The sequence below is a fragment of the Bradyrhizobium sp. SZCCHNR1051 genome, assembly GCF_032489615.1.
In the GTDB taxonomy this organism is placed as follows: domain Bacteria; phylum Pseudomonadota; class Alphaproteobacteria; order Rhizobiales; family Xanthobacteraceae; genus Bradyrhizobium.
In genome coordinates this window covers 12206-30633 of record NZ_JAUEYJ010000025.1, presented here as the reverse complement: position 1 = coordinate 30633, position 18428 = coordinate 12206, and the positions used below count along the sequence as shown (strand labels likewise).

The window sequence follows — 18428 nt, the reverse complement described above, 5'->3', positions numbered from 1 at the left end:
AGAACGGCTCGGCTATTCTGAGCGTTCGATGACATCGAACCCTGGAAGTGACATGCAATTCGACACCAAGATCGCGCTGATCATCCGCAACGATCTCGAAGCCTGGCAGAAGCTGAACGTCGCGGCGTTTCTTTCCAGCGGCATCGCCGCGGCATTTCCCGAATGCATCGGCGCGCCTTATGAGGACGGCTCGGCAACCCTGTATCACGCGTTGATCGGGCAGCCGATCCTGATCTACGGCGCGCCGGATCGTGCAGCGTTGGCGCGTGCTCTGGATCGCGCGCTGTCGCGCAGCGTGAAGCCGGCGCTCTACACCGAGGACATGTTCAAGACCACGCATGACGAGGCCAACCGTGATGCCGTGAAGGCGGTGGCGCGCGCCGATCTCAATCTGGTGGGATTGGCGTTTCGCGCGGAGCGCAAGCTGGTCGACAAGGTCGTCGACGGACTCAAATTTCACGCCTGACAGCCACGGGCACATTGCGCTGTCATCAAACTGTTACTTCGTGCAGCGGCGCGGCTTGATGCCGATCAAGACCGGAATACGCCGACGTCGTTAGTTTGCGCCGCGACATGAGGAGCAGACAGATGCAGACCATGAAAGCCGCCGTCGTCAAAGCCTTTGGCAAGCCGCTGGTCATCGAGGACGTTCCGATTCCTGTGCCGGGACCCGGCGAGCTTCTGGTCAGGGTGAAGGCGTGCGGCGTCTGCCACACCGACCTTCATGCCGCCTCCGGCGATTGGCCGGTGAAGCCGGTGCCGCCGTTCATCCCCGGTCACGAGGCGGCCGGCATCGTCGCCGCGCTCGGGCCCGGCGTCACCGACTTCAAGGTCGGCGATGCCGTCGGCGTGGCGTGGCTGCACGATGCCTGCCTGCGCTGCGAATATTGCGAGACCGGGTGGGAGACCTTGTGCGAGCACCAGCACAACACCGGCTACAGCGTGAACGGCGGCTTCGCGGAATACGTGATCGCATCCGCGGCGTTCGCCGCGCGCCTGCCGGCCAATGTGGACTTCGCCAAGATCGCCCCGATCCTCTGCGCCGGCGTCACGACCTACAAGGGGTTGAAGGAGACCGACACGCGGCCGGGCGAGTGGGTGGTGGTCTCCGGCGTCGGCGGCCTCGGTCATGTCGCAATCCAGTATGCGAAGGCGATGGGGCTGAAGGCGATCGGTCTCGACATCGCCGAGGACAAGCTGAAACTCGCGCTGGAGGCCGGCGCCGAGCACGCCGTCAACGCGCTCGACAAGGATGCCGTGGAGCGGGTGATCGCAATCACCGGCGGCGGCGCGCATGGCGTGCTGGTCACCGCGGTGTCGACGTCGGCTTTCGCCCAAGCGCTGCACATGGTCCGCCGCAAGGGGACGGTCAGCCTGGTCGGCTTGCCGCCGGGCGAATTCCCGACGCCGATCTTCGATGTCGTGCTGAAGCGTATCACCGTGCGAGGCTCGATCGTCGGCACCCGGCGTGATCTCGACGAGGCCATCGCCTTCGCCGCGGACGGCAAGGTGACGGCCGAGGTGACCACGGCGCCGCTGTCGGAGATCAACTCCGTGTTCGACCGCATGAAGGCCGGCAAGATCGACGGTCGCGTGGTGCTCGACTTCGGCTGATCAGCAAGACCGATTGACGCGCCGCCGTGCCGAACATTGGGGCGGCGGTTTGATCTGGATCAGGAATGGGGACGCGCGGCGCTGGCACAAATTGTTCATGGCAGCCGTCACCAAGATCGTCTTCCTCGGCGCGAGCAGCGCGTCCTTTGGACTCAGCGTGTTCCGGGACCTGTTTTCGACGCATGATCTCGCGGGTTCTACGCTCGTGCTGGTCGGCCGCGACCCGACCCGGCTGGCCCGGTCGGAAGCACTGGCCCGGCTGCTCAACGACCTCTCCGGCGCCGGCCTTAAGATCGAGGCGACCACGGATTGGCGCGCGGCGCTCGACGGCGCCGGCTTCGTGATCCATGCCACCGCGATCGACCGCAACCGCCTGTGGAAGCTCGATTTCGAGGTGCCGCGCAAATACGGCATCCGTCACACGCTGGGCGAGAATGGCGGGCCGGGCGCATTGTTCTTCACGCTCCGCACCTTGCCGGTCGTATTCGACTTCGTGCGCGAGATGGAGCGGCGCTGTCCGGACGCGCTATTCATCAACTTCTCCAATCCCGAGAGCCGCATCATCCTCGCGCTGGGGCTTCACAGCCGCCTCGCGCATATCGGCCTGTGCCACGGCATCTTCATCGCGCGCAGCCAGGTGGCTTCCATTCTGGGACTGGCCGAGGAGCGCGTGGAGGTGTGGGGCGCCGGGCTCAACCATTTCCAATGTCTCATGCAGATCCGGGATCGCGACACCGGGGCCGATCTCTATCCACTGCTCCGCGAAAAGGCTGGGAGCCACGACCCCAAGGTCGCGCCGCTGACGCGGGCGCTGTTGCGCGACTTCGGCTTCTGGCTGGGCTGCGGCGACAGCCATGTCGGCGAGTATCTCGCCTATGGCTGGGAAGCGGGCGAGAGCGGGTACGACTTCGCGTGGGACGAGGCGGAGCGGGCCAAGCTGATCCGGCAGATCGACGAGGTCCTGGCGGGCAGGGCCGGCATGCCGGACTGGTGGCGAATGCCGTCCGGAGAGCGCGCGGTCACCGTGATCGGCTCGGTGCTGCACGATCGGAAGCAGGTCATCGAATCCGGCGTCGTTCTGAACCGTCACGTCATTCCCAACCTGGCTGCCGAGGCCGCCGTCGAAGTGCCCGTTGTCGCGGATCGCGTTGGTATCCATCCGGTGTCGCTGGGCCCGCTTCCAGATGCCGTCGCCAAGCTGATGTCGGTCCAGGTTCAGGTCCAGCAGCTGGCGGTGCAGGCGGCCATGACTGCCTCCAAGGATCTCGCGCTGCAGGCGCTGCTCATCGATCCCGTGGTCAACTCGGCCGCCGCTGCGCGCCAGATCGTGGACGAGCTCTGGGAGATCAATCGGCCTTACATCAGATCCTGCGCGTGATCGCGGCCGGCGTCGTCTGACGGGGGCCGCGCGCTGTCGGGTACGACCTCCTGACGCGGGCCGAGACCGGCCTCTGCGAGGCCTCTTTACATTGACTGACCAGTCAGTCATAATTGTTCGATGTCGAAACCTTCGAAATTGTCCGAGCGCAGAGTTCAGGCCGTCAAGACAGCGGACGCGGGAGCTGCCACGTCGCGCCGGGCGGATCGCTCCGCCGAGCGCCGCGCGGCGATCGTGCAAGCGGCGATGGACGAGTTCATTGCCCGCGGTTTCGCGGCGACCCGTCTGGACGACATCGCCAAGCGGGCCGGCGTGGCCAAGGGCACGATCTATCTGCATTTCAAGGACAAGGAATCGATGTTCGAGGAATTGATCCGGACCGCGATCGTGCCCTTCGTCGGCCGTCTTGCCGCGCCGCCGCCGGCCGGCGGCTCGGTGCGCGACATGGTCGAGGGGTTGGCGCGGATGTTCCTCCAGGAGGTCGCCGGCACGCGGCGCGGTGATCTCGTGCGGCTCATCATTTCAGAGGGGCCCCGTTTTCCCGCGATTGCCGACTTCTACTACCGCGAGGTCGTTTCCCGTGGTCTCGCGGCCATGCGCGCCCTGATCCAGATCGGGATCGTCAGCGGTGAGATCCGCGAGCCCAAGCTGGTGCAACATCCGCAACTGATGATCGCGCCGATGATGGTTGCGGTGCTCTGGAAGAGCCTGTTCGAACGACATGCGCCGCTCGACGCCGAAGCGATGCTGCAGACCCATCTCGATCTGATCTTTGGCGCGAGGAGGCCGACATGAGCCTGCTGCACTGCCTTGCCGTGCTGGTCACGGCCTTCACGTTCAACGGCTGCAAGGAGACGCGCGATCCCGGCTATCAAGGCTGGGTCGAGGCCGACATGATCTTCGTCAGCCCGGACGAAGCGGGTCGGATCACGAAGCTGAACGTGCATGAGGGCGACGTGGTCAAGGTCGGCGATCCGCTCTATTCGGTCGACGACGATCTGCAGCAGGCCGATCTCAACCAGACCAAGGCGACGCTGGCCAATGCGCAGCAGACCTATGACCGCGCCGCGGCCCTGAGCAAGACGGGCGCGGGGACGCAGGCGACGCTCGACTCCGCCGTTTCGGCGCTGCGCGTCGCCGAGGCCCATCTCGTGACCTCGCAGACGCGGCTGGCACGGCGCAAGGGCGTGGCGCCGGTCGCGGGCACCATCCAGCAGATCTACTTCCGCGAGGGCGAGATGGTCGCGGCGCAACGGCCGGTGCTGTCGATCATGCCGCCGGGCAACATGAAGCTGCGCTTCTACGTGCCCGAGCCTGATCTGCCGAAACTCGCGATCGGTGACGAGGTCCGCGTCACCTGCGACAATTGCGCTGATGACCTGACGGCACGCGTCTATTTCCTCGCGACCTCGGCGGAGTACACGCCGCCGGTGATCTACAGCCTCGATGAGCGCAACAAGCTCGTCTATTTGATCCAGGCGCGGCCGTCGCGGCCGGATGCACTGCGCGTCGGCCAACCCGTCAGCATCTATCCGCGTTCCAAAACGCCTGATCCGAAGACCCCGGTGGCGGACAAGCAATGAACGGAACGGGTCCCGCCGAGATCGCGATCGACGTCCAGGGATTGACCAAATCCTTCGACGGCCGCGAGGTCGTGCATGATCTGTCGATGCAAGTGAAGCGCGGCTCGATCTACGGCTTTCTCGGCCCGAACGGCTCGGGCAAGACCACGACCATCCGGATGCTGTGCGGCCTGCTGACACCCGACGGAGGCGAGGGCACCTGCCTCGGCTTCGACATCCGCCGCGATGCCGACAAGATCAAGCGCCTGGTCGGCTACATGACGCAGCGCTTCAGCCTCTATCAGGACCTGTCGGTGCGGGAGAACCTCGAATTCGTCGCGCGCCTCTACGGCATGCCCGATCCGCGCCAGGCCGCGCGCGACATGGTGCAGCGGCTCGGGCTTGCCGGCCGCGAGCGGCAGCTCGCCGGCGAGTTGTCGGGCGGCTGGAAGCAGCGGCTGGCGCTCGGGGCCTGCACCCTGCCGAACCCGCAATTGCTGCTGCTCGACGAGCCTACCGCCGGCGTCGATCCCAAGGCGCGGCGCGATTTCTGGAACGAGATCCACGCGCTCGCCGGCGAAGGGCTGACCGTGCTCGTCTCGACCCACTACATGGACGAGGCCGAGCGCTGCCACGAGATCGCCTACATCGCCTATGGTCATCTGCTGGCGCACGGCACGGTCTCCGAGGTGATCGCGCAATCGGCGCTCACCACATACACGGTGAGCGGCGATGATCTGCGCGAACTCGCGGCAGATCTCACCGGCAAGCCGGGTGTCGACATGGTGGCCCCGTTCGGCACCAGCCTGCACGTGTCCGGCCGCGACCGCAACGCGCTGGACGCCGCGATCGCGTCCTGGCGCGACAAGGCTGATCTGCATTGGCAGCCCGCCGCGCCCTCGCTCGAGGACGTCTTCATCGACCTGATGAACCGCTCACGGGACAACTTCCAATGAGCGACGCGGCCGTCCACCAGGCATCTCCCGAGTCCCGCTTCGGCTTCTGGCGGCGCACCTACGCGATGCTGGTCAAGGAGTTCATCCAGCTCAAGCGCGACCGGGTCTCGTTCGCGATGATCGTGATGATCCCGGTGATGCAGCTGATGCTGTTCGGCTACGCCATCAACACCACGCCGCATCATCTGCCGGCGGCGGTGCTGCTGCAGGAGGACAGCGATCTCGGACGCTCGATCCTAAAGGCGATGGAGAACACCGCCTATTTCCGCTTCACCCGGGAAGTCACGAGCGTCGCCGAGTTCGACGATCTCTTGCTGTCCGGCAAGGTCCTGTTCGGCGTCGAGATCCCGCGCGGCTTCGAGCGCGCGGTCCGCCGCGGCGACCGGCCGGCCTTGCTCGTTGCGGCCGACGCGACCGATCCGGTCGCAGCATCCTCGGCACTGTCCTCGCTCGGCATGATCGTGCAGACCGCGCTCGCGCACGATCTCTACACCGGCAATCCCGTCACGACGCCGTTCGAGATCAGGGCCCACGCGCGCTACAACCCGGCGGCCTCGTCGCGGCTCAACATCGTGCCGGGCCTCGTCGGCACCATCCTGACCATGACCATGCTGATCTTCACCGCGCTCTCGGTGACGCGCGAGATCGAGCGCGGCACGATGGAGAGCCTGCTGTCGATGCCGATCAAGCCGGTCGAGGTCATGCTCGGCAAGATCATCCCCTATGTGATGGTCGGCTTCCTGCAGGCGACGATCATCATCGGCATCGGCGTCCTGCTGTTCGGCGTTCCGATCATGGGCAACCTGCTGCTGTTGGCGCTGCTGTCGACGCTATTCATCGCGACCAACCTCTCGATCGGCTACACCTTCTCGACCCTGGCGCAGAATCAGCTGCAGGCGATGCAGCTGTCGATGATGTTCTTCCTGCCGAGCATCCTGTTGTCCGGATTCATGTTTCCCTTTCTCGGCATGCCGCAATGGGCGCAAGTGCTCGGTGAATGCCTGCCGCTGACGCACTATCTGCGCATCGTCCGTGCTATCATGCTCAAGGGCTCGACGCTCCAGAACCTGCAGCATGATACGATCGCCCTGTTCGGCCTCATGTTGTTCGCCATGACGGTCGCCGTCCTGCGCTTCCGCCGGACCCTCGATTGAGGCACAATGGCGGCCGGGAGCAGGAACGGCTGAGGCAAGATGCAGATCGTGGGAGGAGGACAGGCGAACGAAGCGCCGGCGGGAGCGCCGGCCGAGTTCGATCAGGCGCTGATGCGTCAGACGTTGAACACCGAGCTGCTGCGCGTGAGGGCGCTGATCGCCACTGCGGCGCTGTTTCTCGTGATGTCGGTGCTGGTCGAAATCTTCGAGCCGAAGATCTCGGAGTGGATCTGGCCGAGCCGGACCGGGGTCCTCTACGTCTACGCGATCATCGTCGCATTCATCAGCTTCGAGACCCTCATCCTGTTCAGGATCAAGGCCGATATCCGCCACGGCCGGGACGTGCCGGTGATCTGGCGCTATGTCAGCGCCCTGGTCGAGACCTCGCTGCCAACGTTCGTCCTCATCCTGCAGATCGAGGGCATCGGCCACGACAAGGCGCTGGGCTTCGGCGCGCCGCTGGTCTATTTCATCTTCATCGTTCTCTCGACGCTTCGTCTCGATTTCTGGCTGTCGAGCTTCACCGGCCTCGTCGCCGCGGTGGAGTTGTTGGCGGTGGCACTGATCGATCGGCCTTCGATCGATCTCAGCCAGAATCCGGAGATCTACTATCACGGTGAGCGCAGTTTCATCATCCTGTTGTGCGGGATGCTCGCCGGTGCCGTCAGCGTGCAGCTGCGACGCCAGTTCGCGGCGAGCATCGAGGCCGCGTCGGCGCGCGACCGGGTCACCGATCTGTTCGGCCAGCACGTCTCGCCCCAGGTCGTCGAGCGCCTCATGAAGGAGGGGACGGCGGAGGCGCGCGACATCCGTGAGGTCGCGGTGATGTTTGTCGATTTCCGCGGCTTCACCGCGGCGGCGCGGTCGAAGACGCCGCAGCAGGTTGTCGATCGCCTCGATGGCGCGTTCGCGGTGCTGGTCGAGATACTCGAGCGCCATGGCGGCATCGTGAACAAGTTCCTCGGCGATGGCTTCCTGGCGCTGTTCGGCGCGCCGTTCGAGTCGCGCGATGCCGCCGTGCAGGCGGTCGTGGCTGCGCGCGAGATGGTGGCCGCGATGGAGCGTGTCAACGCGATGTCGTCTTGGCCGCTGCGGATCGGGATCGGTCTTCATCTCGGCGAGGTGGTCGCCGGCAGCATCGGCTCGCCGCGGCGCAAAGAGTACACCGTCATCGGTGACACCGTGAACTTCGCCTCGCGGCTCGAGGCGCTGAACAAGGAGTTCGATTCGCAGCTCCTGATCTCGAGCGAGGTGCGGCAGGCGGCCGGCGACGGGGCGCGCGACGCCGTCTTCCACGGCGCGGTGTCGGTGCGCGGCTACGACCGGCCGTTCGAGATCTGGCAATTGCACTGACGCAGGCGACCCGTCGCCCGACGTCTGAGATTTACATTGGATGGTCTTCGCGTTTAACTGCCCTCAACGAAAAGCATGATCAGGGGGAACGCATGATCCGAACCGGGGCGTCGTTTTTGGCCGCAGCAGGCATCGTGTGCGCAGCCGGCCTGGAGGCGGTGCGGGCTGAGGATGTTGCCTGCAGCAAGGTGACGGCCGAGGTGCTGAAGGTCCCCGGGCTGACCTTGACGGGATCGAAGCTGCAGGAGGCCGCCGACGGGCTGCCGCGGCATTGCATTCTGTCCGGCAAGGTCAATGAGCGCACCGGCGTCGACGGCCATGCGTATGCGATCCAGTTCGAGATGCGGCTGCCGGAGACGTGGAACGGCCGCCTCCTGCATCAGGTCAATGGCGGCAATGATGGCGTCGTGGTGCCGGCGCTCGGCGACAAGGCCGACGGTCTCGTCGGTGGCGGTATGACGCCGCTCGCCCGCGGCTTTGCCGTGCTGTCGTCGGACAGCGGCCACTCCGGTAACGATCCCGCCAACAAGCCGCGCGGGCTTGCGTCCGGCTCAGCTTTCGGGCTCGATCCGCAGGCGCGCCGCGACTACGGCTATTCGGCCGACATCACGCTGGCGCCGATCGCGAAGGCGATCATCTCGGCGCATTACGGCAGGAAGCCGGACTATTCCTACATCGCCGGCTGTTCCAATGGCGGCCGCCACACCATGGTGGCCGCCGAGCGCATGCCCGAGCAGTATGACGGCTTCCTGGTCGGCAATCCCGGCTTCAACCTGCCGCGCGCTGCCGTGCAGCACGCCTGGGACGTGCAGGCGCTGACCAAGGCCGACGTCGACATCCGCAAGTCGATCACGCGGGAGGATGCCAAGCTGATCGCTTCCAAGATCACGGAGGTCTGCGACGAGCTCGACGGCGCCAAGGATGGGCTGACGGCGAACCTGAAGGCGTGCCAGAAAGCGTTCAATTTCGACAGCCTCCGCTGCGCCGCTGGTGCGACCGAGGCCTGCCTGCCGGCCGCCAAGGTCGATGCTTTGAAGAAAGTCTTCGCGGGCCCGCACAATTCGAAGGGCGAGCCGCTGTATTCCGACTGGCCGGTGGATGGTGGCGTCGGCACCGGCAACTGGCGCGCCTGGAAGGTCGAGAGCCCGGTGGCGCCGTGGAACAACCTTCCGATCATTGCCACCATGGGCGGCGCCTCGCTCAACTACATCTTCTCGACGCCGCCGGTCGAGATCGAAGGCTCGCCCGATAAGCTGGTCGAGAAGCTGCAGACTTATGATTTCGACAAGGACGCACCGAAGATCTACGCCAAGGAAGGTTCCTTCACCGAGTCTGCGATGGACTTCATGGCCCCGCCCGCGGTGGACAACCCGACCCTGCCGGCGTTCCAGGGCGGCGCGCGCAAGATGCTGATCTATCACGGCCAGGCCGATCCGGTGTTCTCGATCAACGACACCGTCCGCTGGTACGAGAAGCTCAATGCCAATGTGCAGGGCAAGGCCGACACGTTCGCGCGGCTGTTTGCGCTGCCCGGCGAGACCCATTGCGGCGGCGGCGTCACCTTGGAGAAGTTCGATGCGCTGGGCGCGCTGATGGACTGGGTCGAGAAGGGCAAGACGCCGGAGGCGATCACGGCCTCGGTCAATGCGGCCAACAGAGAGCTCCCATCGACATGGAGCCCGCAGCGAACGCGGCCGCTGTGCCCGTGGCCGAAATTCGCCAAATATGTCAGCGGCGACACCGAGCAGGCGTCATCCTTCACCTGCGCCGCGGAGTGAGGCGTCAGACCTGCGGCGCGACCAGGTTCTTCACCTTGACCTGATCGCGGTCCTCGATGATCTCGGCGATCCATTGCCGGTGGCAATGGGCGTGGTCGCGCTCGTAGCAGAGCAGGCAGACGGGACCGGCGCTCTTCACCAGTGAGGCCAGCTCGTCCATCTGCTCCTTCGCCTGCGGCGTCTTCAGATGGGCGCTGTAGATCTTGTGCAGCGTGTCGTAATGACCGCTGCGGGCGGCCTCGCGGCCCTCCTTCGGCGTGCCGAGCCCGCGCAGATGCACATAGCCGATGCCGCGCTCGTCGAGCCCGGCCGCGAGCTGGCTCTTGGAGAAGCCCGGCCGGCGCGAGGCCGCCACCGCGCGCACGTCGACCAGCAGCTTGACGCCGGCGGCCTGCAGTTCATCGAGCACGGCCTTGGCCGGCGTGTGCTCATAGCCGATGGTGAACAGGGTCTTGCTCGTGGCCATCATGCGCCTCCTGCCTCAGCTCACGCGCTCGATGAGCTCCATCGCGCCAGCCGGCGCGCGCACCTTGCCCTCGTGGATGACATAGGCGAACACGTCGCGCGGCATCTTTTTCGCCGGCTTGTCGTCAACCCGTGGCAGGTCGTCCGGTTCGCCACCGCCGGCCCACAGTTGCAATCGCTTCGCCCAGGCGTCGAGCTGCTTCGGCGGATAGCAGGTCGCAAGCTCGTCATTGCCCTTCTGCAGTCGGGCGTAGACGAAGTCACCCACGACATCGGCAATCGCCGGATATTTGCCGTGCTCGGCGAACACGACCGGCGTTGCAAACTCGCGCAGCAGTGCGACGAAGCCGGGTACGCAGAAACTATCATGGCGGACCTCGACGACGTGGCGCAGCCTGCGGCCGTCGAGCTCGCGCGGCAACAGCTCGAGGAACTTGCCGAAATCGGCCTCGTCGAACTTCTTGGTTGGCGCGAACTGCCACAGCACCGGGCCGAGCCGGTCGCCGAGCTCGAGCACGCCGGTGTCGTAGAAGCGCTTCACGGAATCGCCGGCCTCGGCGAGCACGCGGCGATTGGTGGCGAAGCGCGGCCCCTTCAGCGAGAAGATGAAGCCGTCCGGCACCTCGCGCGCCCATTTGCGGAAGCTCTCCGGCTTCTGCGAGCCATAATAGGTGCCGTTGATCTCGATCGAGGTCAGCTTGGAGGCGGCGTATTCGAGCTCCTTCGATTGCGGCAGCTTGTCCGGATAGAACACGCCGCGCCAGGGCGCGAAGGTCCAGCCGCCGATGCCGATGTAGATGTGGCTCTTGGATTGCGAGGCGCGTGCAGGGGCTTTGCTCACGGATCGATTCCGATGCTGATTGGTGAGGGTGTTGCGGTAGGGAGACGATAGTCAACCGGGCCGGTTCTGACCAGTTCGGCGCTGTTGCGCCGTCACTCTTCCCGTGCTCCGGAGCCTCGTGTATCCAGGGCACGGGCCGGGAAGGGGAGATATGGCAATGAGAGCGGAATCGGTCGGCGGCCTGCTGGGGGCGATCGTCGCCGCTGCCGTGCTTGCGGCAGCCTTCTACTATGTTCCCGTCGGGCCGATGGCCCGTCAGATGCAGCCGGCCAAGGTCGAGGTGCCGCCAACCCCGGTGCAGACGGTTCCGGTGGCTCCGGCCGTGCGCGGACCCGTGGTCCGTGAGGTTCCGAACTAGGCCGGCCGGGGCCCTTGCAATCCAGCCGAGGCGCCCCATCTTGGTCGGGACGGTGACGTCGAGCTGTAACGGCTCCGGCACCGAGACGACCACGGCAGAGCGGTTGCGCCGGATGTACGCGCACCCTTTGTTTGTGGTCGTTGGCATTTTGGGCCCCTCGCTTGGGAGCGATGCAAGCCGGCACCACAGTCCGGCCTTTTTGGGCCCTCCTTCAGCCGTTGCGCTTGGCAGTGTGGAACGCGGCAGATATACGCATCCGCACCATGAACGATGTCCTCCGACCGGCCATGCCCGCGCCGCCGCAAACCGCTGATATTCCGATCGTTTCGGTGGTCGTCCCGACCTTCAACGAGCGCGACAATGTCACCACGCTGTACCGGCGGCTGGAGGCGGCGTTCAGGGACGTGCCGTGGGAGGTCGTATTCGTCGACGACAACTCTCCGGACGGCACCTGGCAGGTGGTGCGCGAATTGTCGCGCAGCGACAAACGCGTCCGCTGCATCCGCCGGATCGGCCGCCGCGGCCTGTCCGGTGCCTGCATCGAGGGCATCCTGGCCGCCAGTGCGCCCTATGCCGCCGTGATCGACGCCGATCTGCAGCACGACGAGACCCAGCTGCCGAAGATGCTGGCGCTCTTGCAGAGCGGCGCCGCCGAGCTCGTCGTCGGCAGTCGCTACATCGAGGGCGGCAGCGCCGCGAGCTTCGACAGCAAGCGGGCCGGGGCCAGCGCCTTCGCCACCGAGATCGCGCGCCGCGCGCTCAAGGTCGGGGTCAACGACCCCATGAGCGGCTTCTTCATGATCCGCCGCGACCGCTTCGAACAGATCGCGCCGAAGCTGTCGACGCAGGGCTTCAAGATCCTGCTCGACATCATTGCGAGCGCGGAAGGCGGCCTGCGCACCGTCGAGGTGCCCTATACGTTCGGCTCGCGCCTGCATGGCGAGAGCAAGCTCGACTCGATGGTCGCGCTCGACTTCCTCGGCCTCGTGCTGGCCAAGATGACCAACGACGTGGTGTCGTTGCGCTTCCTGCTGTTCGCCATGGTCGGCGGCACCGGCCTCGTCGTGCATCTGGCCACGCTCTTTCTTGGTCTCAATGCGTTCGACATGCCGTTCGCGGAGGCGCAGGCGCTCGGTGCCTTCATCGCGATGACCTCGAACTTCATCCTCAACAACTTCCTCACCTATCGCGACCAGCGGCTGAAGGGCTTTGCCATTCTGCGCGGCTTGCTCGCGTTCTATCTGGTCTGCTCGGTCGGCCTGCTTGCCAATGTCGGCGTCGCCTTCTCGGTCTATGACCAGGAGCCGATCTGGTGGCTGGCGGGCGCGGCCGGCGCGCTGATGGGCGTGGTCTGGAATTACGCGATCTCCGGATTGTTCGTCTGGCGCAAGCGATGACCACTGCGGCCGTCGCCGACGACGCCCGGCTGGTCCGCAATGTCTGGCTGACCATCACAGGCCTCGTCGTGCTCAGGCTGATCGCCGCTGCGGTCACGCCGATCACCTTCGACGAAGCCTATTACTGGATGTGGTCGAAGCATCTCGCCGGCGGCTACTACGACCACCCGCCGATGGTCGCGGTCGTGATCCGGCTGGGCACGCTGATCGCCGGAGACAGCGTGCTCGGCGTGCGCCTGGTCTCGATCCTGCTCGGCCTGCCCATGAGCTATGCGGTCTATCGCACCGCCGAGATCCTGTTCGGCAGCGTGCGCGTGGCGGCGACTGCGGCGCTGCTGCTCAACGTCACCTTGATGGCTGCGGTCGGCACCCTGATCGTGACGCCCGACGCGCCGCTGCTGGTGGCCTCGAGCTTCGTGCTGTTCTTCTGTGCCAAGCTGCTGGAGACGGGCAGGGGCATGTGGTGGCTCGCGGTCGGCGCGGCCGTCGGCGCGGCGCTGCTGTCGAAATACACCGCGATGTTCTTCGGCGCGGCGATCCTGATCTGGCTCGTCGCCGTGCCGAAGCTGCGCCATTGGCTGGCCTCGCCCTGGCCCTATCTCGGCGGCCTCGTGGCATTCGCGCTGTTCTCGCCGGTGATCCTGTGGAATGCCGAGCACCAATGGGTGTCGTTCATCAAGCAGCTCGGCCGCGCCAGGATCGAGGAGGTCCGCCCCGTCTACATCGCCGAGATCATCCCGACGCAGTTCGCCTTCGCCACGCCGCTGGTCTTCATCCTCGGCGTGATGGGCCTCTATGGGTTGGCCCGGCGCAGGGCAGCGGACGCGGCGGCCCGCGTCCTGATTGAGGCCATGGTCTGGGTCATCGTCGCCTATTTCGCGTGGCATTCGCTGCATGCCCGCGTCGAAGCCAACTGGTTCGCGCCGATCTATCCGGCCTTCGTGGTGGCTGCCGCTGCGGCGGCCCGTCTTGTCGCCTGGTCCCCGCGCGAGCAGCGCACGGCGGACTTTTGCCTGCGCTGGGCCGTGCCCGCCGGCGTCGTGATGTTCGTCGCGCTGATCGTGCAAGCCAACACGGGCCTGCTGTCCGGTTATCGGCGCGATGCCACCGTCCGCAGCGTCGGCGTCGGCTGGCGCCCCCTGGCTGCCGAGATCGAGGCGGCGCGCGTGCGCGCCGGCGCCTCCTGCGTGCTGGCGATGGATTATGGCACTACCGCCTGGCTGTCGTTCTATCTTCCGCCCGGGACCTGCGTGCTGCAGCCGATCCAGCGCATCCGCTGGGTCAATTTTCCGGAGCCGGATCCGGCCAAGCTCGCGGGTACGCAGCTGCTCGTGGACGAGGTCCAGATCGCATCGCGGTTCTACGTCAGCAATACATTCGGCCGCGTCGAGAAGATCGGCGAGGCCGAACGCAGGCGTGGACCTTTGACCATCGAGACCTATGCCTTCTATGCGCTGAGCGAGCCCAAGCGGGAGGTGCTCGACCGCACCCCGCCGCCGGAGCTGCAGCGCTGACGCCCGCTTCAGGGCTGCTGCGGGATGATGTCCGCCAGCGCCTTGTCCCGCGCATGAATTGCGACCATGTTGATGCCGGCATCGATGGTCTTGTAGCCGCGGCAATCCAGCCATTGCCGCAGCTGCTCCGCATCGGTCTTGATCTTCTCGATCAGCATGATCGGCGTGCAGCGTTCGATCGTCGCCGCCGCGCCTTCGAGCGCCTCGATCTCCATGCCCTCGACGTCGAGCTTGATCAGGTCGCAGCGCGGCAGATTGAAATCGTCCAGCGGGAGCTTGCGCACCTCGACGGTGTTGTCCGCATAGTCGATGGCCTGGCCGATGAACTCGGTGTTGGGACGCTGGCGCAGCTCGAGGCTGCCGAAGCTCGATGGGGTCAGGTAGTTCGGGCTTGGGATGTTGAGCACGCCGCGCTCCGACGAGACTGCGGCATGGATGGCGATCGCATTGAAGCAGTTGTTGATCGCGATGTTGCCGGCGAGCGCGTAGTAGATTCGTTCTTGCGCCTCGATCGAGAGCACGGATCCCCAGCCGGTCATCGCCTTCGCCCATTCGATGGTGTGGACGCCGATATTGGCACCGCAGTCGATCGCGACGGCGCCATCGCCATGGTGCCGGCGGCGCAAGCCGAGCAGGCGGACGGCGAGCTGCACCTCGCCCGGATCGAAAGCCCCCGTGTCGAGGATCTGATAGCCGACGCCGTAGCCCCGGTTGGCGTCGACCATGCGATAGTCGAGCCGGTTGACGATCATCGTCCCGTGATTGCTCGCGGCCAAGACGAAGGCCAGCTTCCGGTCGGGGATCTGCATGGAGTCCTCTCGTGTCGTGTTCGGCAGGGAGCGGACGCGGTACGATTCGCCGGCGGAGTGTTGCCGAGAATCGTTCCCTACCATACCGCCGCCGGTGTCCACAGCGCGGAAAATCCCGGCTTGTTACGGATGCGGTCCACCTGCGGCTGCCGTCGCCATTGCGCCTTGGACCACGACCGTCCTGATCCGATTGCCGCGGAGACCGGGCGACATGCGATTGTACGTGACCAATGCATTCAGCCGCGTCGAGAAGATCGGCAAGACCATGTCCGAGCAGGGGCCTTGAACAAGTGAAAACTACGCCCTTTCCCTCGTCAGCACGCCTAAACGTGAGTCATCGATAGCGCCCCTCTGGCAGAGCTCAATCGTTAACGCGGCCTGCGATGGTTTACGGATTCCGGCGGCCGTCGAATGCTGCTCCTCAGGAACGGCCTGGGGCGGCAATATTGCTTTTGGCTGGAATTTCGCCCTGTTTTTGCCCTGTTTGCCGGCAAAACAGACGTCCATGGTTAACCCGCCCTTAATCTGCCAAAACTTAATCAGCATTTAACTAAAAGTCGCCCTAATGAAGCTCTGTGCTTCTGCGAGATGCAAAGCGGTTGTCCGTGGCGCATCGAGCGAGAGTTATCGAGTATTCGTTCGGGCGTGAGTGAATGAGTAACAGTCGAGCTGCGTTGGCCGCACGAAATCGCAGGAAGTCTTCCCTGATCGCGTTCTCTCACAAATTGATCGGTGGCGCGGCAATCGCATGCCTGATCGGGGGCTGCGCTGTGACGGTCTATACCAAGATCATCGCGGCCGATGCCTATCCGACCCTGGGCAGCATCGAGCAGGATGAGCCCGTCGTGCGCCCGGCGCCGCGGCTTGCGACGCGCAGCGCCGCCGATGCGGTGGGTGAGGCCTTCTCGGCATTCCCGGAATCTCCGCCCGTCACCACGGTCGCCGCCATCACGCCGCAGATGTTCAACGACCGCTTCGGCGCGGCCGTGCCGCAGGGCGTCGCCTCCAACGCCGCGAACGGCGCGCCGCCGCTGCCCAGGCTCGCCGAAGCCGCGCCCAAGCAGATCGAGGCCAAGCAGATCGAGGCCAAGTCGGTCGAAGCCAAGCCGGCCGAGACTGCGAAGGTCGCCGAGGCGCCGAAGAAGGATGCCCGGCCGCCGATGCAGTTGGCGCTCGCCAATGCCAAGCCGGCCGCGCAGCCCGCGACGCCGGCGCAGGCCGCCGAGGCCAATCCGCCGAAGAGTAGTGGCTTCTCGCTGCGCGCGATGACCGAGCGCGCCAAGGCGGCGGTGCTGTCGATCGCCGGCGACCGACATTCGATCCAGGAAAAGCTCTGGGGCAAGCCGGAGAACCAGGATGGCGGCCTCCTGGCCTATGCCTCGGCTGATTCCAACATCACCGCCAGCATCGCCAAGGATCCGACCCGCGGCGGCCGGCCGCCGTATGATTTGAGCACCGCAGTCTACGACATCTCGGCCAAGGCGGTGTATCTGCCCGACGGCACCAAGCTCGAGGCGCATTCCGGCCTCGGCGACAACCTCGACAAGCCGAGCTCGGAGAAGATCAAGATGCGCGGCGTGACGCCGCCGCACATCTACGAGCTGAAGCCGCGCGAGGCGCTGTTCCACGGCGTGCCGGCGCTGCGGCTCAACCCGATCGGCGGCGAGGATGCCATCCACGGCCGCAACGGCCTCCTGGCCCACACCTTCATGCTCGGGCCGAACGGCGACTCCAACGGCTGCGTTTCGTTCCGCGACTACTACGCGTTCCTCGATGCCTACAAGAACAAGGGCATCCGCAAGCTCGCCGTGCTCTCGCGCATCGACTGAGGCGCAGCCGTTACGGAGTAGGGTGGGCAAAGGCGCCCATTCCGCGCGTGCCACACGAATATTTGTAGTTGGCGCCGTGCCCACCGTTTTGCCGAGGAGAGGGCTGATTGACGGTGGGCACGCTGCCGCCTTCGTCGGCCACTTTGCCCACCCCACAGGTCCTGCATCGACAAACAACGCCGTCGCCTGGCGTTGAGCCGGGGCCGGAATGAGATCCGTTTCACGCTTCAAAAAGCACGGCCATGACTGCGCATTCTCGCGGCGCCTGGCGCCCGAGTGCTGCTCGTAAACTGGCCCTCCGAAATCGGAAGAGGGCGCGGGGAATGCCGGGTGAGGGCCTCACCCATGGCCCGCCTGCAGAAGAAAAAGCAGGCGGCAGTCACCACAGGTTCAGCCGCATCATCCGGCATTCCCCGCGCGATGGCCTTACGGCTTATACGTGGTCTCCCTGGTGCGCCGGGCTTTCTGGCCACCATCGGTCGGAGCATTCGTCTCTCCGACCTTGACACCAGCATCGGGGTGCCAGGACATCACGACTTCGCCGTGCGCACCGGATCGTTCGTCCGCGTGATCAGATCACGCTGCAACCCGACGCGCCCACCGCATCCCGCCCTCCACGTTCATGACGATCGCGAAGCGCCCCTCTCATGAGGACGGGACCGGCATAGAATGCACGGTTTCTGATTTTTGGAAATAGGAAAATGTTCGGGGTTGGCGGTGAGCGGGGCGATCCCATTGACCCGGCTCGACAAACGAATTTTCGCGCGCACGCGTTTTCGACCTCTCGCATGGCCGATTGCGGCCTTGTAGCTCGCGATAATGCGCAACTGATTTGCCCGGCGACCAGTCTGGTCGTTGCAAATCTGTCGCGTCGCCGGAGGCGCGCCGTCATCGCTTCCCCCTCCGGCCTTGACGGCTTCGGAAAATTCTGCGCATAGCTCTGCCCCATCGAAATTGACGCGCCGCTCGCCGGCGCGCTCTTGAGGACCACGATCGTGTTGAGCCTACGCTCACATCTCGCGAACGCCGCCACCAACGAACGACCGCTTAACTGGTCGCGCGATGGGTCGGGCATGGGCGTCGCCTGTCAGGGTCCATTTGATCTCGTGCTGTCCCTGACGACATCGGGACGCGAAATTCCAGCAAGAGCATAACCGGCGGCGGGATCTCACCCTCCGCAGACATAGCGGAGGGTCTGATGACCCGCATGATGAGCCCAGATTCCGAGACAGTCGACCACGCCCGAGCGCTGTGCTCGCCGGTGGCGCTCGCCTTCGTGCGCATCGTCATGACGTGCCGCGGCGTCAGCGAGGCACGGGCTCGCCGTATCTATCTCGACTACATCAACGGCGTTCAGCCGGAGCACGCTCCGGTCGCGTTCGACTGATTGACGATGATCATGCCCGGTGCAGTCCGGGCG

17 protein-coding genes are annotated in these 18428 nt (G+C 65.4%); 14 read left to right on the top strand and 3 right to left on the bottom strand.

Translation table 11 applies throughout. The features are described from left to right. Positions 1-52 precede the first annotated feature (52 nt). The 9 genes from QW868_RS27280 (at position 53) to QW868_RS27240 (ending at position 9795) form a co-directional block, all read left to right on the top strand. Positions 53-466 carry a DUF2000 family protein gene (locus QW868_RS27280; protein ID WP_315737426.1) on the top strand — a complete coding sequence of 138 codons (414 nt, stop codon included), beginning with the start codon at positions 53-55 and terminating at the stop codon, positions 464-466. Positions 467-588: 122 nt separating this feature from the next. Next, positions 589-1614 (top strand): alcohol dehydrogenase AdhP, encoded by a 1026-nt coding sequence (gene adhP, locus QW868_RS27275; RefSeq protein WP_316231970.1) that lies wholly within the window; start codon positions 589-591, stop codon positions 1612-1614. A gap of 97 nt (positions 1615-1711) precedes the next feature. After that, a complete protein-coding gene (locus QW868_RS27270; protein WP_316231969.1) occupies positions 1712-2992 on the top strand; it encodes an alpha-glucosidase/alpha-galactosidase in 1281 nt (426 codons plus the stop codon). Between the two features lie 120 nt (positions 2993-3112). Further along, a complete protein-coding gene (locus tag QW868_RS27265; protein ID WP_315776740.1) occupies positions 3113-3787 on the top strand; it encodes a TetR/AcrR family transcriptional regulator in 675 nt (224 codons plus the stop codon). After that, on the top strand, positions 3784-4575 hold the full coding sequence (locus QW868_RS27260) for an efflux RND transporter periplasmic adaptor subunit (protein WP_315737430.1): 792 nt from the start codon (positions 3784-3786) through the stop codon (positions 4573-4575). The genes QW868_RS27265 and QW868_RS27260 overlap by 4 nt, the downstream gene beginning before the upstream one ends. After that, on the top strand, positions 4572-5510 hold the full coding sequence (locus tag QW868_RS27255; RefSeq protein WP_315811571.1) for an ABC transporter ATP-binding protein: 939 nt from the start codon (positions 4572-4574) through the stop codon (positions 5508-5510). Before QW868_RS27260 ends, QW868_RS27255 begins: the two co-directional genes overlap by 4 nt. Then, positions 5507-6664 (top strand): ABC transporter permease, encoded by a 1158-nt coding sequence (locus QW868_RS27250; RefSeq protein WP_316162993.1) that lies wholly within the window; start codon positions 5507-5509, stop codon positions 6662-6664. The genes QW868_RS27255 and QW868_RS27250 overlap by 4 nt, the downstream gene beginning before the upstream one ends. 39 nt (positions 6665-6703) lie before the next feature. Further along, positions 6704-8017 (top strand): adenylate/guanylate cyclase domain-containing protein, encoded by a 1314-nt coding sequence (locus tag QW868_RS27245; protein ID WP_316231968.1) that lies wholly within the window; start codon positions 6704-6706, stop codon positions 8015-8017. A 92-nt stretch (positions 8018-8109) separates the two neighbouring features. Next, entirely contained in the window at positions 8110-9795 is a 1686-nt protein-coding gene (locus QW868_RS27240; RefSeq protein WP_316231967.1) for a tannase/feruloyl esterase family alpha/beta hydrolase, read from the top strand. Positions 9796-9799: 4 nt separating this feature from the next. Here the strand turns inward: QW868_RS27240 and QW868_RS27235 are convergent, their stop codons facing one another. Together QW868_RS27235 and QW868_RS27230 are read right to left on the bottom strand one after the other, a co-directional pair. Next, a complete protein-coding gene (locus tag QW868_RS27235) occupies positions 9800-10261 on the bottom strand; it encodes a DUF488 domain-containing protein (protein ID WP_315759253.1) in 462 nt (153 codons plus the stop codon). Positions 10262-10276: 15 nt separating this feature from the next. After that, positions 10277-11101, bottom strand: coding sequence for a DUF72 domain-containing protein (locus QW868_RS27230; RefSeq protein ID WP_316231966.1), 825 nt, complete (start codon positions 11099-11101; stop codon positions 10277-10279). Positions 11102-11258: 157 nt separating this feature from the next. On the opposite strand from QW868_RS27230, the gene QW868_RS27225 reads away from it, so the two are divergent. The 3 genes from QW868_RS27225 to QW868_RS27215 all read left to right on the top strand — a co-directional run bounded on the left by QW868_RS27225 (position 11259) and on the right by QW868_RS27215 (position 14370). Then, a complete protein-coding gene (locus QW868_RS27225; protein WP_315737437.1) occupies positions 11259-11459 on the top strand; it encodes a hypothetical protein in 201 nt (66 codons plus the stop codon). 263 nt (positions 11460-11722) lie between these two features. Continuing rightward, a complete protein-coding gene (locus tag QW868_RS27220; protein ID WP_316231965.1) occupies positions 11723-12856 on the top strand; it encodes a glycosyltransferase family 2 protein in 1134 nt (377 codons plus the stop codon). Continuing rightward, positions 12853-14370 carry a glycosyltransferase family 39 protein gene (locus QW868_RS27215; RefSeq protein ID WP_315798291.1) on the top strand — a complete coding sequence of 506 codons (1518 nt, stop codon included), beginning with the start codon at positions 12853-12855 and terminating at the stop codon, positions 14368-14370. Before QW868_RS27220 ends, QW868_RS27215 begins: the two co-directional genes overlap by 4 nt. An 8-nt stretch (positions 14371-14378) precedes the next feature. Here the strand turns inward: QW868_RS27215 and QW868_RS27210 are convergent, their stop codons facing one another. Beyond that, a complete protein-coding gene (locus QW868_RS27210; protein WP_315759258.1) occupies positions 14379-15179 on the bottom strand; it encodes an FkbM family methyltransferase in 801 nt (266 codons plus the stop codon). Positions 15180-15832: 653 nt separating this feature from the next. On the opposite strand from QW868_RS27210, the gene QW868_RS27205 reads away from it, so the two are divergent. Both QW868_RS27205 and QW868_RS27200 read left to right on the top strand, forming a co-directional pair. Continuing rightward, complete coding sequence (locus QW868_RS27205; RefSeq protein ID WP_315798292.1) at positions 15833-17008, top strand: DUF2778 domain-containing protein; 1176 nt, start codon at positions 15833-15835, stop codon at positions 17006-17008. Positions 17009-18206: 1198 nt separating this feature from the next. Beyond that, a complete protein-coding gene (locus QW868_RS27200) occupies positions 18207-18395 on the top strand; it encodes a hypothetical protein (RefSeq protein WP_316231964.1) in 189 nt (62 codons plus the stop codon). The last annotated feature ends 33 nt before the right edge of the window (positions 18396-18428 follow it).

Excerpts from the sequence above, each read along its gene's own strand:
- QW868_RS27280 (WP_315737426.1), top strand. The coding sequence starts at position 53 with ATGCAATTCGACACCAAGATCGCGCTGATCATCCGCAACGATCTCGAA.
- adhP (WP_316231970.1), top strand. The coding sequence starts at position 589 with ATGCAGACCATGAAAGCCGCCGTCGTCAAAGCCTTTGGCAAGCCGCTG.
- QW868_RS27270 (WP_316231969.1), top strand. The coding sequence starts at position 1,712 with ATGGCAGCCGTCACCAAGATCGTCTTCCTCGGCGCGAGCAGCGCGTCC.
- QW868_RS27265 (WP_315776740.1), top strand. The coding sequence starts at position 3,113 with ATGTCGAAACCTTCGAAATTGTCCGAGCGCAGAGTTCAGGCCGTCAAG.
- QW868_RS27260 (WP_315737430.1), top strand. The coding sequence starts at position 3,784 with ATGAGCCTGCTGCACTGCCTTGCCGTGCTGGTCACGGCCTTCACGTTC.
- QW868_RS27255 (WP_315811571.1), top strand. The coding sequence starts at position 4,572 with ATGAACGGAACGGGTCCCGCCGAGATCGCGATCGACGTCCAGGGATTG.
- QW868_RS27250 (WP_316162993.1), top strand. The coding sequence starts at position 5,507 with ATGAGCGACGCGGCCGTCCACCAGGCATCTCCCGAGTCCCGCTTCGGC.
- QW868_RS27245 (WP_316231968.1), top strand. The coding sequence starts at position 6,704 with ATGCAGATCGTGGGAGGAGGACAGGCGAACGAAGCGCCGGCGGGAGCG.
- QW868_RS27240 (WP_316231967.1), top strand. The coding sequence starts at position 8,110 with ATGATCCGAACCGGGGCGTCGTTTTTGGCCGCAGCAGGCATCGTGTGC.
- QW868_RS27235 (WP_315759253.1), bottom strand. The coding sequence starts at position 10,261 with ATGGCCACGAGCAAGACCCTGTTCACCATCGGCTATGAGCACACGCCG.
- QW868_RS27225 (WP_315737437.1), top strand. The coding sequence starts at position 11,259 with ATGAGAGCGGAATCGGTCGGCGGCCTGCTGGGGGCGATCGTCGCCGCT.
- QW868_RS27220 (WP_316231965.1), top strand. The coding sequence starts at position 11,723 with ATGAACGATGTCCTCCGACCGGCCATGCCCGCGCCGCCGCAAACCGCT.
- QW868_RS27215 (WP_315798291.1), top strand. The coding sequence starts at position 12,853 with ATGACCACTGCGGCCGTCGCCGACGACGCCCGGCTGGTCCGCAATGTC.
- QW868_RS27210 (WP_315759258.1), bottom strand. The coding sequence starts at position 15,179 with ATGCAGATCCCCGACCGGAAGCTGGCCTTCGTCTTGGCCGCGAGCAAT.
- QW868_RS27205 (WP_315798292.1), top strand. The coding sequence starts at position 15,833 with ATGAGTAACAGTCGAGCTGCGTTGGCCGCACGAAATCGCAGGAAGTCT.
- QW868_RS27200 (WP_316231964.1), top strand. The coding sequence starts at position 18,207 with ATGACCCGCATGATGAGCCCAGATTCCGAGACAGTCGACCACGCCCGA.